The following is a 15,451-nucleotide window of genomic DNA, read 5'->3' as shown; positions in this document are numbered from 1 at the left end:
TCAGCCGACCTCGTCCGCCGGACGCGGGGGATGCGCGTCCAGGAGGTCGGACGGCGTCTGCACCAGGGTGCCCTGGGCGCGGCCGTCGGCGTCGACGACCACGGTGCCGTGCGGGGTCTCGGTCAGGTGCAGCGCGCGGCGGCCCCGGTCGGAGCCGATGAACGCGGCCACGAAGTCGTCGGCGGGCGCGGCGAGGATCTCGGCCGGCGTGCCCTGCTGCACGATGCGGGCGCCCTTGCCCAGGATCACGATGCGGTCGCCGAGCAGCAGCGCCTCATCGATGTCGTGCGTGACGAACACCACGGTCTTGCCGAGCTCGCGCTGCAGGCGCAGCAGCTCCTGCTGCAGCTCGGTGCGCACGATCGGGTCGACGGCTCCGAACGGCTCGTCCATGAGCAGGATGTTGGGATCCGCCGCGAGCCCGCGGGCCACGCCGACGCGCTGCTGCTGCCCGCCGGAGAGCTGGCTGGGGTAGCGCTCGGCGAGCGCCTGGTCGAGGCCGACGATGTCGAGCAGCTCGCGCGCCCGCACATGCGCCTCGCGCCGGGACACCCCGTTCAGGCGCAGCACCGTGGCGACGTTGTCGATCACGGTGAAGTGCGGCAGCAGCCCGGAGTTCTGCATGACGTAGCCGATGCGGCGGCGCAGGGCGACCGGATCCCCGTTCAGCACACTCTTGCCGTCGATCTCGACGGCCCCGGAGGTGGGCTCGACCATCCGGTTGATCATGCGCAGCAGGGTCGTCTTGCCGGATCCCGAGGATCCGACCAGCACGGTCGTCTGCCGGGCGGGGATGACCAGGCTGAAGTCGTCGACCGCGCGGGTGCCGTCGGGGAACGTCTTCGTGACGGAGCGGAACTCGATCATGCGCGGCGGACCCTCAGGCGAGGGACCCCTCCTGCGGCACGTCGCCCTCGCGGATCTCCACTCTGCGGTCGAACGCGACGTATCCGGAGAAGTCGACGCCGACGCGCTCGATGGCCGTCGGGTAGGGGTGCGGGTACGCCCAGGCCAGATCCTTGTGGTCCTGCTCGTTCACACGCAGGGAGTAGTACTGGCACTCGCCCTTCCACGCGCAGGTGTACGGCGTCGGGCTCTCCCGGAGCACCCCCTCGGTGACGGCCGTCGGCGGGAAGTAGCGGTTGCCCTCGATGACCACCACGTCGGAGTCGTCCGCATTCGCGACGACCCGTCCGTCGAATACTGCTTGCATGCTCGTCCGTCCTCTTCGAATCGGTGCGACGCTTCCTCTCGGCGTGCGCCGCCGGGCGCTCTTCCGACAGTAGGCCAAGCCTCCGACATCCCAGAAGCGCCCCACCACATCCGGAAACAGACCGACATCCGCCGGGATTCCCCCGCCGAACCGATCAGCCTGGTTTCAAAGCGCGCAAATGGCTGGATCCGGGGCCCCAATGGAGCCATTTGCGCGCTTTGAACACGGATCCGACGCCCCTCAGGCCGACTGCCGTCCGTATGCCTCGAGCAGCCGCAGCCACACCTCGCTCATCGTCGGATACGAGGGCACCGCGTGCCACAGCCGGGCCAGCGGCACCTCCCCGGCGATCGCGACCGCGGCCGCGTGGATCAGCTCGGCCACGTCGGGCCCGACCAGGGTCACGCCCAGCAGCACCTGCCGATCCTCGTCGACCACCATGCGTGCGCGCCCGCGGTAGCCGTCGGCGTGCAGCGACGCTCCGGCGACCGAGTAGAACTCCACGTCGACGGCACGGACCCGATGCCCGGCCTCCCGCGCCGCCGCCTCGGTGACGCCGACGGCGGCCACCTCCGGCTCGGAGAACACCACCTGCGGCACCGCGGAGTGGTCGGCGGTCGCGACGTGCCGCCCCCAGCGCTCGTCGTCGACGGTCTCCCCCTTCGCTCGGGCGGCGATCACGTCGCCTGCGGCGCGCGCCTGGTACTTGCCCTCGTGGGTGAGCAGCACGCGCCCGTTCACGTCGCCGACCGCGTACAGCCAGTCGACGCCGGGCACGCGCAGGGTGTCGTCGGTGCGGATCCAGCGTCCGGGCGGGAGCGCGACGGTCTCCAGGCCGATGTCGCCCGAGCGCGGTGTGCGCCCGGTCGCGACGAGGATCTCGGCGGCGCGCACGTCGCCGTCGTCGGTCGTGACGGTGACCCCGTCGGCGTCGCGGGTGACGCTCTTCGTCGCGACGCCGGTGCGCACGTCGACGCCGAGACCGCGCAGCCCCTCCGCGACGAGCTCGCCGGCGAACGGCTCCACGGATCCGAGCAGCCCGCTGCGGGCGAGCACGGTGACGGCCGATCCGAGCGAGGCGTACGCGGTGGCCATCTCCACGGCGACCACGCCGCCGCCGATCACGACCAGCGACGCCGGGATCTCCTCCGCGCTCGTCGCCTCGCGGCTGGTCCACGGGTTCGCCTCGTGCAGCCCGGGGATCGGCGGGATGGCGGCGTCGGATCCGGTGCTGATCACGACGGCGTGGCGCGCGGTGAGGGTGCGCACGGTGCCGTCGGGCTGGGTGACCGCGACCCTGCGCTCACCGCTGAGCCGGCCGTGTCCGCGGACGAGGTCGATGCCGGCGGAGTCGAGCCAGGCGACCTGCCCGTCGTCCTGCCAGTGGCTCGTGAAGGAGTCGCGGCGGTCGAGCACCGCCCGCACGTCGAGGTCGCCGGTGATCGCCTCGGCCGCGCCGCCCACGTGGCGGGCGGCGCGCAGCGCCTGCGGCGAGCGCAGCAGCGCCTTCGACGGCATGCACGCCCAGTACGAGCACTCGCCGCCGACGAGATCGCTCTCGACGAGGACGACGGTCAGCCCTCCCTGCACGGCGCGATCGGCCACGTTCTCGCCCACCGGGCCGCCGCCCAGCACGATCAGGTCGTATTCGTCGGTCATGCGTCCGCCTTCCGTGCGCTCGGCGTCGCCGTCGCGCGGCGCCCTGTCCACCCTCGCAGAACGTCGGGCCGACCGCGAGGATTCCGCCGCGAGCCCCGGCAGCGGTCGGATCAGCCGCGAAACCACCGGGAAACCGACCGTGCCTCTCGCCGAAACATGCGGTGCGTACCGTGAGGTTCCTGTCCGCGTCGGCCCGTCGGCGCGACACCCACCCGACCGCTTCCCGGCAGGAGACCGCCATGACAATCCCCTCCTCTCTCCGGCGCACGCTGGCCGTGGTCGCCGCCGCCGCCGTCACCGCGCTCGCGCTGAGCGCGTGCTCGGGCGGAGCCTCGGCCGCGCCGACCGGATCCGCCGGCGCCTCCGACGGCGGACACCTCAACGTCCAGCTCAGCTGGGTCAAGAACGAGGAGTTCTCCGGCGAGTTCTTCGCCGACTCCAAGGGCTACTACAAAGACGCCGGCCTGACCGTCACGCTCACCCCCGGTCCGTCCACCGGCGCCGCCGAGCTGCTGTCGGGCAAGACCGACATCGCCCTCTCCGACGCCGTCTCGATCGGATCCGTCGTGGCGAGCGAAGGCGCGCCGCTGAAGATCATCGGCACCACGTACCAGAAGAACCCGTTCACGGTGCTCTCCCTGAAGGACAAGGGGAACATCGCCACCCCCGCCGACCTCAAGGGCAAGAAGATCGGCGTCCAGGACTCGAACACGGCCCTGTTCAAGGCGCTGCTCGCCGCGAACGGCCTCACCGACAAGGACGTCACGATCGTGCCCGTGCAGTACGACCCGGCGCCCCTGCTCAGCGGCGACGTGGACGGCTTCATCGCCTACCTGACCAACGAGGCGATCACCGTCAAGGCCAAGGGCGTGGAGACCACGAACCTGCCGTTCGCCGACAACGGGCTGCCTTTCGTCGCGGAGACGGTCACCACCACCGACGACATGATCGCCCAGCACCGCGAGCGGCTGAAGTCGTTCCTCGTCGCCGAGATCAAGGGCTGGACCGACGCGGTCAAGGATCCCGAGGCCGGCGCGAAGCTGGCGGTCGAGAACTACGGCAAGGATCTCAAGCTGGATCCGGCCAACTCGATCGCCGGAGCGAAGGAGCAGGCCGAGAAGCTCGTCGTCTCCGACGAGACCGCGAAGAACGGACTCTTCACCATCTCTGACGCGCTCCAGAGGAGCACGATCAAGAGCCTGGCCGGAGCAGGGATCACGCTGACCGCGAAGGACCTGTTCGACCTGTCGCTGCTCGATGAGGTCTACAAGGCCCACCCCGAGCTGGTGAAGTACGCCGGCTGATCCGGAGACCGTCATGTCGGATTCCGCGACCACGGTCGAGGCCGGTGCCCAGGGTGCCACCCTGGGCACCGGCCTGCAGATCACGGCCCTCAACAAGGTGTTCACCAGCGGACGCAGGAGCGTCGTCGCGCTGCAGGACGCCGATCTGCACACCGCGCAGGGCACCTTCCTCTCGCTGCTCGGCCCGTCCGGGTGCGGGAAGTCGACGATCCTGCGCATCCTCGCCGGGCTGGAGCGGCCCACCAGCGGCACGATCCGCGTCGACGGGCGCAGCCCCGATGAGCTGCGGCGGGCGCACCGTCTCGGCATCGCCTTCCAGGACTCGGCGCTGATGCCGTGGCGCAGCGTGCTGTCGAACGTCCGGCTGCCGTTCGAGATCGCCGGGCAGAGCGTCGACAAGGCGTACGTCTCGGAGCTCATCGACCTCGTTGGGCTGACCGGGTTCGAGAAGGCGAAGCCGGCTCAGCTGTCCGGCGGCATGCGCCAGCGCGTCTCGATCGCGCGGTCGCTGATCCTCAAGCCTGACGTGCTCCTGTTCGACGAGCCGTTCGGCGCCCTCGACGACATGACCCGGCAGAAGCTCAACCTGGAGCTGCTGCGGATCTGGACCGAGAAGCCGGCGACCACGCTGCTGGTCACCCACGGCGTGTCCGAGGCGATCTTCCTCTCCGATCAGGTGGCGGTGATGAGCCCGCGCCCCGGTCGCGTCAAGGCCGTGATGACCATCGACCTGCCGCGCCCGCGCACGCCCGAGATGATGCGCACCCCGGAGTTCCACGCCTACGTCGACGAGGCATCCGAACTGCTCTTCGGCGCCGGGGGAGCCGCAGCCGATGACCACTGAGTCGCGCACCGCGGCCTCCGCAGGCCGACAGCTGCCGCCCTGGGCGATCGGCCTGATCGGCGCCGCGGCGCTGTTCGCGCTCTGGTGGGTCATCGCGGCGGCCTTCGGCAGGAGCGCAGTGGGCACGATCACCGTGCCCACTCCGCCCGAGGTGCTGGCGGGCTTCGCCCGCAGCGGCTGGACCTACTACGCGCAGAACTTCGCGGTGACGCTCGCCGAGGCGGGCATCGGATACCTCTGGGGCAACGGCCTCGCACTGCTGCTGTCCGCCGTCGTGCTCGTCATCCCGAAGCTCGAGGGCGTGGCGATGCAGCTCGCGATCACGACCTACTGCGTGCCGATCGTCGCCGTGGGGATGCTCGCCGTCGTGCTCATCGGGCCTCCCGCCGCGGCGGGGCAGCCGAGCGGGACCGCGGTCTTCCTCGCCGCCCTGTCGGTGTTCTTCACGACCGTCGTCGGCGCGCTGCTGGGGCTGAAGTCGGCCGACCGCGCCAGCCTCGACGTCGTCACCGTGTACGGCGGATCCGCCTTCACCCAGCTGATCAAGGTGCGGCTGATCGCGGCGCTGCCGGCCGTCCTGAACGCGCTGCAGATCGCCGTCCCCGCCGCGTTCCTCGGCGCCGTGCTCGGCGAGTTCTTCGGCAAGATCGAGCGCGGGGTCGGGCTGGCGATGATCCTCGCGCAGCAGAACTCCGATGCCGCCGTGGTGTGGGGCCTGGCCCTCGCCAGCGGGGCGGTCGCCCTCGCCGGCTTCGCGCTCGTGGGGCTCGTCGCGCGCGCCGTCGCCCCCTGGTCGAAGGGAGCGGCACGGTGAGCGACGTGATCACGACAACGGCGGCGCAGACCGTCACGGACGTCGGCGCCCGGCTGCGCCGCGAGCGGACCCGGCGCATGCTCGCCGCGGGCGGCGGGGCGCTGCTGACCTTCCTGCTCACGCTGCTCGCCATCGGCGTGCTGTGGGTCGGGGTGCTCTGGCTGTCGGGCGTCTCCCCGCTGATCGCGAAGGGACCGGTCGACGTCTGGAGGTACCTCTTCGTCGTCCCCGCGGCGGCGGCGAACCGGGCGCTCATCTTCGGCAACCTCGTCGTGACGCTCGGGCACTCCGTGATCGGATTCGCGGCCGGGCTCGTGGTCGCACTGCTCGGCGCCACGGCGTTCCAGCTCAGCCGCGGCGTCGAGCACGCGCTCATGCCGGTGGCGATGCTGCTGCGCTCGGTGCCGCTCATCGCGATGGCTCCGGTGATCATCCTGATCTTCGGGCGCGACCTCTGGACCGTCGCCGTGATCGGCGGCATCGTGGTGCTGTTCCCGGCGCTGGTGAACATCTCGTTCGGCCTCAAGTCCGCCTCCGCGCAGATGAACGACCTCGTGGCGGTGTACGGCGGCGGATCCTGGGCCCAGCTGCGCAAGGTCGCGATGCCGTCGTCGCTCCCCGCGTTCTTCGCCGCCGTGCGCATCTCGGTGCCGGGAGCCATCACGGGCGCGCTGCTCGCGGAGTGGCTCGCGGTCGGTGGCGGGATCGGCGGCTCGATCGGCGGCTTCATCCCGCAGGCCCAGTTCACCGCGCTGTGGGCGTCGGTCGTGGTCGTCACCGTGGTGTCGCTCGTGCTCTACAACGTGATCCAGATCGTGGAGGACGTGGTGCTGGCCCGGATGGGCATGCGCCCGCAGACGGCCTAAGGATCCGGTTCTCAGCCGGATCCTGGATGCGGCCTTCCGCCGCCACGAATACAGGACGTCCGCAACTCTGCAGGATGCTTCGCGCCGGATCCGCCTGCAGAGTTGCGATCGTCCTATGGGATGCGAGCGAGTCAGGACGCAAAGCCCGAGGCGGCTCCGCACGGATCCGGATCCGCTCTTGTCGCACGCCGGGCGCGGGAAGATACTGTGCGCATGGCGATCCGGGGCGCGCCGGTCGTGGACTGGACCGGACGATTCGACGATCTCGTCGCGCGGGAGGAGCTCCTCGGCGCGGCGGAGCTGGACGAGCTCGGCCAGGCGGCGTGGTTCACCGGCCGCGACGACGTCAGCGCCCGCGCGTGGGAGCGCGCGCACCTCGCGTTCCTCGACGCCGGCGAACTGGCCGCCGCGGTGCGCTGCGTGTTCTGGCTCGGCTTCACCCTCAGCGAGCACGGCGACGAGGTGCGGGCGCGCACCTGGATGGGCCGGCTGTTCGAGCTGTGCGGCCGCCCGGACGGGGATGAGCGCACGGCGCCGTTCCAGGCGCTGTGCCGCGCGGTGGCGCGGTTCGCGCAGGGCGACCTGGAGGGATCCGTGCCGCTGTACCGCGAGGCGAGCGCGCTGGCGGCGGCCGCAGGCGACGACGACCTCGACGCGCTCGCCACCATGGGTCTGGGCCGCTCGCTGGTGCGGATCGGGCGGGCGGAGGAGGGGTTCGACTGCCTGGACCGGGTGATGCTCATGATCGGATCCGGCCGGGTCAGCGATCGCGCGGCGGGGCCCGCGTTCTGCGCCGTGGTGGCGAGCCTCCTCGCCCGCGGCGACCTGGAGCGCGCGCGGGTGTGGACGCGCGACCTCGGCGACTGGTGCGACAGCCAGCGCGGGCTGGAGCCGTTCCGCGGGGAGTGCACGCTGCACCGCGCCACCGTCATGCAGCTCGGCGGCGAATGGGCCGCGGCCGCACGCGCGGCGGAGCAGGTGTGCGGCACGGAGAAGCGCACCGAGACCCTCGGCAACGCGTGGTACCGGGCGGCGGAGCTGCATCGCATCGCGGGCCGGGCCGCCGCCGCGCGGGACGCCTTCCGCCAGGCCGCGGCGCTCGGCCGTGACGTGCAGCCCGGCCTCGCGCTGCTGCACCGCGACGCCGGCGAACTCGACACCGCGTGGGCGGGCCTGGCCCGGGCGCGTGCCACGATGCGCGGCCCGGCCGAGCGCGCCGAGGTGCTCGCCGCCACGGTGGCGGTCGCCCTGGACCGCGGCCGACTCGCCGACGCCCGCGCCGCCGCCGAGGAGCTCGCCGAGTGCGCCACGGCATTCGGCACCCTCAGCCTGCGGGCGCAGGCGGCGCAGGCGCGCGGCGAGGTGGCGCTGCGCGACGGCCATCCGGATCAGGCGCTGCCGCTGCTGCGCGCCGCGTGGCTGGACTGGCGGCGCCTGGACGCGCCCCACCAGGCCGCGCTCGTGCGCGTCGACATCGGAGCGGCCGCCCGCGCCGCCGGCGACGAGGAGGGCGCGCTGCTCGAGTTCGACGCCGCCCGCGCGGTGCTGGAGGGGCTCGGCGCCGTGCCCGACCTCGCCCGGCTGGAGCGGCTTGCCGCAGCGTCCGCCCCGACGTCCGCGGATCCGGGCCTCAGCCGCCGCGAGCGCGAGGTGCTCGAGCTCGTCGCTCGGGGGTGGTCGAACCGGCGCATCGCGGAGCGGCTCTTCCTCAGCGACCGCACGGTCGCGCGGCATGTGGGCAGCATCCTCAGCAAGCTCGACGTGCCGTCGCGGTCGGCCGCGACCGCCTACGCCTACGCGCACGGCCTCGTCGCGGCGGGCTGAGGTCGTCGCGGCCTGCCCGCCCGCACCGGATCCCATCCGGATCCGAATTGGTCATTTCTGCCGATGCCGGGGCCGGATCCCGAGACCTACCTTTCTCGAAAGCCCGAGAAGGAGGCGATCATGTCCACCACGACACTCGACCTGGCCATCGTCGGCGCGGGAGCGGCGGGGCTTCACACCGCGCGCCGTGCGATGGAGCGCGGCATGCGGATCCAGGTCTTCGACGCGCACGCCCGCATCGGCGACAGCTGGCGGGAGCGCTACCGCTCCTTGCGCCTGTTCACGCCGCGACGCTGGGCCCAGCTGCCGGGCCTGCGGCTCGACATCGGCGTGTTCGACTACCCCACGGCGACGCAGCTCGCCGACTACCTGGAGCGGTACGCCGCGACCTTCGAGATCCCGGTGCGCACGGCGACCCGGGTGCAGCGCTTGCACGTGGACGCCGAGGGGCTGTACCACCTCGCGCTCGACACCGGGGAGGACGTCGTCGCCCAGGGCGTGGTCGTCGCCGTCGGCGTGCACCACCGCGCCGTCGTGCCCCCGTTCGCGGCCGACGTGGATCCGGCGATCCGGCAGCTGCACTCCCTCGACTATCACGGCCCCGAGGACTTCGCCCCCGGATCCGTGCTCGTCGTCGGCGCGGCGAACTCGGGCACGGACATCGCGCTCGAAGCGGCCTCGGCCGGTCACGCCACCGTCATCGCGGGCCGGCATCCGGGCCAGGTGCCGGGGAACATCGACACCCCGATCGGCAATCTGATCAGCGACATCTTCATCCGCAAGCTCCGCAACGCGACGAGCGACACCGAGAAGGGTCGCCGCCTCTGGGAGGAGCGCCGCGGTCACGGCGTGAACCTGGTGCGCAACCACCTGTCCGACCTGCGCAAGGCGGGGATCCGGCAGGTCGGGCGCGTGGCGGGCGTCGAGGACGGCCGCCCCGTGCTCGAGGACGGCGAGCGGCTCGACCCCGCAACCATCGTGTGGTGCACCGGATCCCGGCCGGTCCTGGACTGGATCGACATCCCCGGGTTCGCGGACGAACAGGGCGTGCGTCACGAACGCGGCATGTCCACGGTCGTGCCGGGCCTCGCGTTCATGGGCCTGCCGTTCCAGTACTCCATCGCCTCGCCCACGCTCATGGGCATGGGCCGCGACGCGGAGTACGTGGTGGAGCACCTGCGGCAGCCGGCCCCGGTGGCGCAGGTGGCGTGACGGTTGGTCCCGACACGGGTCAAGTCCTTGGACGTGGTGTATCTGATTCGTGATCCTTCGATGCTTGTGTGTCAGGCGGTGAGGGCGCGGAGGTCGGGTTCGATCACCTCGTCGGTGGGTTCGCCGACGCGTCGTGCGGCGGCGAGGGCGTCGAGTCCGAGGTAGCGGCGTTGCTCGGCCCATTCGTCGTGTTGCTCGGCGAGGACGGCACCGACGAGGCGGATTATCGCGTCGCGGTTGGGGAAGATCCCGACGACGTCGGTGCGTCGGCGGATCTCTCGGTTGAGGCGCTCGTTCGGATTGTTGGACCAGATTTGACGCCAGATGCTCTTGGGGAACGCGGTGAACGCGAGGATCTCCTCGCGTGCGGCGTCGAGGTGCTCGAAGCTGCGCGGGAGCTTGTGTTCGAGGGCGTCGAGGACACGGCCGAACTGGGCGTGCACCGCGTCAGCGTCGGGCTGGTCGAACACCGTCCCGAGCAGCGTCTTCACCCATGGCCAGGAGCTCTTCGGGGTCACGCTCATCAGGTTCGCGGCATAGTGGGTGCGGCATCTCTGCCAGGAGCCGCCGACGGTCGCGCCGATTGCGGCGACCAACCCCGCGTGCGCGTCGCTGGTGACGAGCTTGACGCCGGTCAGGCCGCGTGCGACGAGGTCTCGCCAGAACGTGAGCCAGCCGGCTCCGTCCTCGGTGCTGTTGACCTGCAGGCCCAGGATCTCGCGGTATCCGTCCGCGTTCACGCCCGTGGCGACCAGCACCGCGACCTTGACGACCCGGCCGCCTTCGCGGACCTTCATCGTGAGCGCGTCGGCGGCGACGAACGAGTACGGGACGGCGTCCAGGGGACGAGTGCGGAACGCGGTGACTTGCTCGTCGAGATCCTTCGCCATCTCGGAGACCTGCGACTTGCTGAGCCCGGTGATCCCGAGCGTCTTGACCAGGTCGTCCATCCGCCGGGTGGACACGCCCAGCAGGTAACTGGTCGCGACGACGGTGGTCAGTGCGGCCTCCGCGCGGCGGCGCCGTTCCAGCAGCCATTCCGGGAAGTACGTCCCCTGCCGCAGCTTGGGGATCTTCAGGTCGAGCGTGCCGGCGCGGGTGTCGAAGTCGCGGTGCCGGTAGCCGTTGCGCCGGTTGATTCGGTCGTCGCTGATCGTGCCATAGGAGGCGCCGCAGACCTGGTCCGCGTCGGCGGAGAGCAACTGGTTGATGAACGTGCCGAGCATCTCCCGCAGCAAGTCCGGGGAGGCTTGCGCGAGATGGTCTTAGAGGAAACGGGCAGGGTCGATATCGTGGGGTGCGACGGTCATCGTCGTGGTTCCTTTCGAGATGGATGTGAAGAGTTCTCTCGAAGGATCACACGGTGACCGTCGCTTCTTTCAGAGCGACGCGGTCACCGCGATCCGTACACCACCCTGCCGGACGCAACCCCCGACACGTACTGGCTGGCCGGGCAGGCGGGGCTGAAGCGCACCGCTCATTCGTCGGAGCACACCCCCGAGCGCGCAGAGCCACCGGCGGTCCTGACGGCTCCCTGTGGTCAGGGCCGCCGGGAGCCAAGAACGCCCTGGGGCAGGCGTCGTCCTGCCCCAGGCACCTCACAAGCCGGCCCAGATCTGGCTGGGTGAACCGCCTCTCACCAGCCCCTTTAGCAACACGGCCTAGTATCCGTCAGCTGTTAAGTCCCCGGGTCGGGACTCCGGTGTCACCACGCCACTAGTTGCGGACGCCGTGTTCCGGCCAGAGCCCGACCGACTGTCGGAACTCGGTGGCTTCGCCAACCTCGTTGAACTCGAGGATGTTGCCGACTTTGTCGATGAGGACGTCGCGCACCTCGGCTGGTGTGGCGAAGAAGAACTCCTTTCGCGCGTTGGCACGGTTGAGAGCACGGTCCGCGAAGTGATGATGCAACTCGGATTCGAGCGTGACGGCGTCTTCGGAGAAGAAGAGCGCGTGCGTATCGAATCTGAACGGCACAGAAGCCCCACCGAGTTCGACGATGCGATCACGCGGTTCGAGGCGACGCGTCAGGCCGATCTTCACGACGTTGGCGCCGAACGCCCCCTCATTCGAGATCACGTACACGTAGCCAGCGCGAATGTTCGCCGCCCGGAAGTCGTTCTGTGCGATGGCATCATCGACCGCCGCGAGCCGTGCGCGGAGTGCGTCGTCGATCTGCCCCTGCTGCTCCAAGATTGACAGCGTGTTCAGGAGGTGTGCGCGTTCCTTGTCAAGGCGCGCTCGTTCCTCGGCGAGTTCGCGTTCGACTTTCCTCTCCTCACGGAGGCGCGCTCGCTCCTCACGTTCCGCCTCGCGCTCTTCCTGCTTCTTCATCAGCCAGTCCGCGGTGAGCTCAATCTCCTCGACGCGCAGGTCGTGGAACTCATCGCTGATCTTCATCTCCATGAGCGCGCCCAACTTGGCGATCGCCGTCCGCGACGCCTCAAGCCGACGCTTGGCGGTCACCACGTTCCCGACCCGGAGTGTTCGGATCGCGTTGTCCGCCTCTGCGTTGTAGGCCCGGAGCATGAGCTTCGCCAGGTCGTCGGTCATGCGGCGCCCCTGGGCGAGGGAGTTGTTGAAGGTGAACAGCTCGGACTTCACGATCGCTCGACCCTCCTTTACGGCGTCCGCAATGCGCGACTCGAGTGCAGCAAGCGATTCTTGGTAAGCCGCTGCCGTTTCAAGCGGATGGTGATAACGGTAGATCCCCACGTCCTGCAGCACTCGCGCATCGCTCAAGTCCACAAAGTCGCCCGCACGTGCCTCCGCGAGCTGTTCGCGCAGTGAGGCGTTCTCGGCCTCAAGGAACGCCACCCGGCCTATCGCCCCTCCCGGGGCCGGCGCCGCGTCTCTCGGGGCCTCCGACTTCGGGTGATGTTCCGTCGGCGCAACTACTCCTGCAGTCGACGGTTCGTCCGTCAGCCACAACTGCCACCCTGCGGGGGGTTCCGGCCACGACGGGTCCGGAGTCCAGCCTGCTGGCGGGATCCAACCCGCTGGTGGCTTTGGCCATCCTGGAGGAGGGTTGAACCTGACGCTCGACTCGGTCATCGCGCGCGCCGCACCCCGCCAGCGACGGCGGGCACCAGACCATACGGGTTCTTCGATACCGATGCGCCAAGGTGCTCGAGAGTCGCTGCGGGGACGACTGCGGACAAGTCAAGCGCCTCGAACTCCTCGCGGCGCGCTGCGACTGCGACGAACGGCACGTAGGTCGGTTGGCCGGTCGCCGGACTGATCGTGTCAGTGCCCAACTCCAGCGAAATGCTCGCGATCAGTCCGCGACGGTCGGCCTCGAACACCTCGTGCAGGGACCTCAACGTGATGTTGTGGACGGCACGGAGATAGCGGTCCTTCGTCTCTTTTTGCGTTGCAGCGACAGGAGTGATTTCGTCCGACGCTTTGGTGTAGCGGTACGACTTGATCGCGAGAATCGCGTCCGGCCCGGGAATCACAACACGGAGGCTAAGTTCGGCGGTCGACGGCTCGAAGGTCGCCGAGTGCGATACCGGAAACCACTCCGGGTAGATCGAGTTGGCGAGCACGATCCCGATGTACTCCTGAACGGCGTCAACCGTGCCATATGCCAGGCCGGAGATCAGCTGGTCGAGGGACTCATTCTGCTCGGCGACATCCTTCTGCCGCGCGATTGACTCAGCCTCATACTGGGCGAGCGCCTCGGCAAGGGCGGCCTGTCGCGCGGTCTCTGCCGCCTGGTGCGCAGCTTGTTGCGCCGCGCGGCGTGCGGGAAGTTCGTCAACCGCGGCCTTCCACGCCCAGTAGTCGGTCGCATACTGCTGCTCGGCCGCCGCTAGAGCATCCGCAGCCTTCTGTTTGCGCCCGAACAGGCCCTTCACCGGCTCCGGTTCGCGCTTCACTGGCAGCGGAGGGTCGGGGATCACCGCCGGTTCGGGAATCGGGACGCGCAAGTCCCCCCGCGGGAAGGGCGGGTGCGTTACGACGGCGCGCAGCGACTCCAGGTCTACGAAGTCGTCAACATCGAGCGTTGCCGAAAGAATCTCGTCGAGCTCGACGAAACGCTCGTTCAGCTCTGCGGTTAGCTCTTCGGCCTCGGCTTGGCGAGCCTCTGCATGCGCCTGAGCTGCTTCGCGTTCAAGACGTTTGCGATCCTGCTCCGACGCGCGGGCGGCAGCTGCCGCCGCGCGCTCTGCGGCGCGTTGTGCCGCCTCGGCTCGCTTGACCGCCTGCGACTGTTGACGGAGCGCGGCCTGCTGTCTCTGATCGGCAAGCTTCGCCTGGTGCTGAAGCTCCGCGAAAAACCCACGACGACGTGCCATAGTGCCCCCAATCGACCAACTCCCGAAGTCTATTGGGGAAGCAGGCTGTCCCGCGTCAAGTAGTTGGCAGGATTTCTTCTCTTTCAAAGGTGGGGATGGTGGGGTCGGCCAGGCCCAGGTGCACCTGCATCGGCCTGTTCCAGGCGATCGCCTCGTGCGGCCGCTCGGTGTTGTACTCGACCCGGTAGTCCTCGGCGCGTTCGATCAGCGTCAAGGCGTCGGGGATCTCATCGAGGAACAATCGCTCGTACTTCAGCGTCCCGAACCCGCGTTCGCGTGACCCGTTCTGCCCGGGCGAGCGCACCCTCGTGCGGACGTGCCGCAGCTCGGGGTGCCGCATGATGAACAGCTCGAAGTTCAGCGACCGGAACGGGCCGCCGTTGTCGGTGACGATCGTCACCACCGGCAGCACCTCACCCGTCTCTTCATCGACCTGACATTCGTCGACGAGCGGGTGCTCGAACATCTGCTCGTAGTCGGCGAGGGCGAGTTCGATCGCGGCGATCGCGTCGTACTGGTTCGCGGTCGGCGACACGTGGAACGGGTACTCGAGCTTCGAGTACCAGTCCCGGCACCCCGCGATCCGCCAGGTCCCACCGGTCGTGGTCTCGAACTCGCTGAAGTCCAGCTGCCAGACCTGGTTCGGTCCGGTCGGGTTCCGCGCGAACGCTGCCTTCCGCTCCTTTGCCAGCTCGCGGCGCTGCTTCTGGTACTCCGACGGCAGGATCAGCCCGTCATCGCGCATCAGGCGCAGCACGGTCGCCTGCGACACCTTGTGACCGTCGTGCCGAGTCAGCGCCCAGATCTTCCGATGCCCCCACGCCGGCTTCGCCAACGCATGCCCCGTCACCAGCGGGCGGGCGGCGTCCCTTGCAGGCTGCGGCCAGGGCCCCTTCGTCGGCCGGTCTTGCTTCGCCTTGGCCTGCCAGCGCCGCCAGGTGCGTTCGGGCATGTCGATCAGGCGGCAGAACCTCGAGGTCGACATGCCCGCCTCCATGCGGATCACCTCGAGGTCCTCGAAGGGCCCAACCGGCCCTCCGCACTCTTCTTCCACACCCGAATCTCGACGGCCGCCTCGCCCAGCGCCTGGGTCAGATCGGCGACCTCCGCCTCGAGCTGCTGCTCCCGGGTCGACGGCCCCGTCTTGCCAGCGGCCAGGCCGGTCTTGCCAGCCTCGAGGAAGTCCGCCTTCCACCGGCCGATCGACTGCTCGCTGACCTTCTCACGCCGAGCCGCTTCAGCGATCGTCATCTCGCCGGCGAGGATGCTCAGCACGATCCTCGTCTTCTTCTCCACCGGGATCACTGGTGGTCTACCCATCGTCAAACACTCCGCTCAGGACTCAATCAATCGTCCTGCCACAAAGTCTGACGCGCGACAAGGCCGTCCTGTCAACGTCGGTTGAAAACTGACC

At 69.8% G+C, this 15,451-nt stretch carries 13 protein-coding genes and 1 pseudogene; 6 read left to right on the top strand and 8 right to left on the bottom strand.

Features of this window, described 5'->3' with window-relative positions; genetic code table 11:
* The 3 genes from ACYQ1L_RS00775 to ACYQ1L_RS00765 all read right to left on the bottom strand — a co-directional run bounded on the left by ACYQ1L_RS00775 (position 1) and on the right by ACYQ1L_RS00765 (position 2,872).
* Entirely contained in the window at positions 1–867 is an 867-nt protein-coding gene (locus ACYQ1L_RS00775) for an ABC transporter ATP-binding protein (RefSeq protein WP_460002286.1), read from the bottom strand.
* Positions 868–880: 13 nt separating this feature from the next.
* Positions 881–1,213 carry a DUF427 domain-containing protein gene (locus tag ACYQ1L_RS00770; RefSeq protein WP_460002285.1) on the bottom strand — a complete coding sequence of 111 codons (333 nt, stop codon included), beginning with the start codon at positions 1,211–1,213 and terminating at the stop codon, positions 881–883.
* Between the two features lie 240 nt (positions 1,214–1,453).
* Positions 1,454–2,872 carry a dihydrolipoyl dehydrogenase family protein gene (locus ACYQ1L_RS00765; RefSeq protein ID WP_460002284.1) on the bottom strand — a complete coding sequence of 473 codons (1,419 nt, stop codon included), beginning with the start codon at positions 2,870–2,872 and terminating at the stop codon, positions 1,454–1,456.
* Positions 2,873–3,111: 239 nt separating this feature from the next.
* On the opposite strand from ACYQ1L_RS00765, the gene ACYQ1L_RS00760 reads away from it, so the two are divergent.
* From ACYQ1L_RS00760 to ACYQ1L_RS00735, 6 genes are all read left to right on the top strand, one after another.
* Complete coding sequence (locus tag ACYQ1L_RS00760; RefSeq protein ID WP_460002283.1) at positions 3,112–4,176, top strand: ABC transporter substrate-binding protein; 1,065 nt, start codon at positions 3,112–3,114, stop codon at positions 4,174–4,176.
* A 13-nt stretch (positions 4,177–4,189) separates the two neighbouring features.
* Complete coding sequence (locus ACYQ1L_RS00755; protein ID WP_460002281.1) at positions 4,190–5,020, top strand: ABC transporter ATP-binding protein; 831 nt, start codon at positions 4,190–4,192, stop codon at positions 5,018–5,020.
* Positions 5,010–5,834: an ABC transporter permease gene (locus ACYQ1L_RS00750; protein WP_460002280.1), complete on the top strand. Its 825-nt coding sequence runs from the start codon at positions 5,010–5,012 to the stop codon at positions 5,832–5,834. Before ACYQ1L_RS00755 ends, ACYQ1L_RS00750 begins: the two co-directional genes overlap by 11 nt.
* Complete coding sequence (locus ACYQ1L_RS00745) at positions 5,831–6,700, top strand: ABC transporter permease (RefSeq protein ID WP_460002278.1); 870 nt, start codon at positions 5,831–5,833, stop codon at positions 6,698–6,700. The genes ACYQ1L_RS00750 and ACYQ1L_RS00745 overlap by 4 nt, the downstream gene beginning before the upstream one ends.
* Positions 6,701–6,913: 213 nt before the next feature.
* Positions 6,914–8,524: a LuxR C-terminal-related transcriptional regulator gene (locus ACYQ1L_RS00740; protein WP_460002277.1), complete on the top strand. Its 1,611-nt coding sequence runs from the start codon at positions 6,914–6,916 to the stop codon at positions 8,522–8,524.
* A 120-nt stretch (positions 8,525–8,644) separates the two neighbouring features.
* Positions 8,645–9,736, top strand: a complete 1,092-nt coding sequence (locus ACYQ1L_RS00735) for a flavin-containing monooxygenase (RefSeq protein WP_460002276.1) — start codon at positions 8,645–8,647, stop codon at positions 9,734–9,736.
* A gap of 71 nt (positions 9,737–9,807) precedes the next feature.
* On the opposite strand, the pseudogene ACYQ1L_RS00730 reads toward ACYQ1L_RS00735, so the two are convergent.
* The 5 genes and pseudogenes from ACYQ1L_RS00730 to ACYQ1L_RS00710 form a co-directional block, all read right to left on the bottom strand.
* Positions 9,808–11,046, bottom strand: a pseudogene (locus tag ACYQ1L_RS00730) (IS256 family transposase).
* A 406-nt stretch (positions 11,047–11,452) separates the two neighbouring features.
* Positions 11,453–12,790 carry an SNIPE associated domain-containing protein gene (locus tag ACYQ1L_RS00725; RefSeq protein WP_460002275.1) on the bottom strand — a complete coding sequence of 446 codons (1,338 nt, stop codon included), beginning with the start codon at positions 12,788–12,790 and terminating at the stop codon, positions 11,453–11,455.
* Positions 12,787–14,037: a hypothetical protein gene (locus ACYQ1L_RS00720; RefSeq protein WP_460002274.1), complete on the bottom strand. Its 1,251-nt coding sequence runs from the start codon at positions 14,035–14,037 to the stop codon at positions 12,787–12,789. Before ACYQ1L_RS00720 ends, ACYQ1L_RS00725 begins: the two co-directional genes overlap by 4 nt.
* Before the next feature lie 55 nt (positions 14,038–14,092).
* Positions 14,093–15,034: a transposase gene (locus ACYQ1L_RS00715; protein WP_460005739.1), complete on the bottom strand. Its 942-nt coding sequence runs from the start codon at positions 15,032–15,034 to the stop codon at positions 14,093–14,095.
* A gap of 5 nt (positions 15,035–15,039) precedes the next feature.
* Positions 15,040–15,357, bottom strand: a complete 318-nt coding sequence (locus ACYQ1L_RS00710) for a transposase (protein ID WP_460002273.1) — start codon at positions 15,355–15,357, stop codon at positions 15,040–15,042.
* Positions 15,358–15,451: the final 94 nt, after the last annotated feature.

The sequence above is a fragment of the Microbacterium xylanilyticum genome (genome assembly GCF_054654695.1).
Note: the sequence above shows the minus strand (reverse complement) of the source record. Positions and strands in the feature narration are given on the sequence as shown.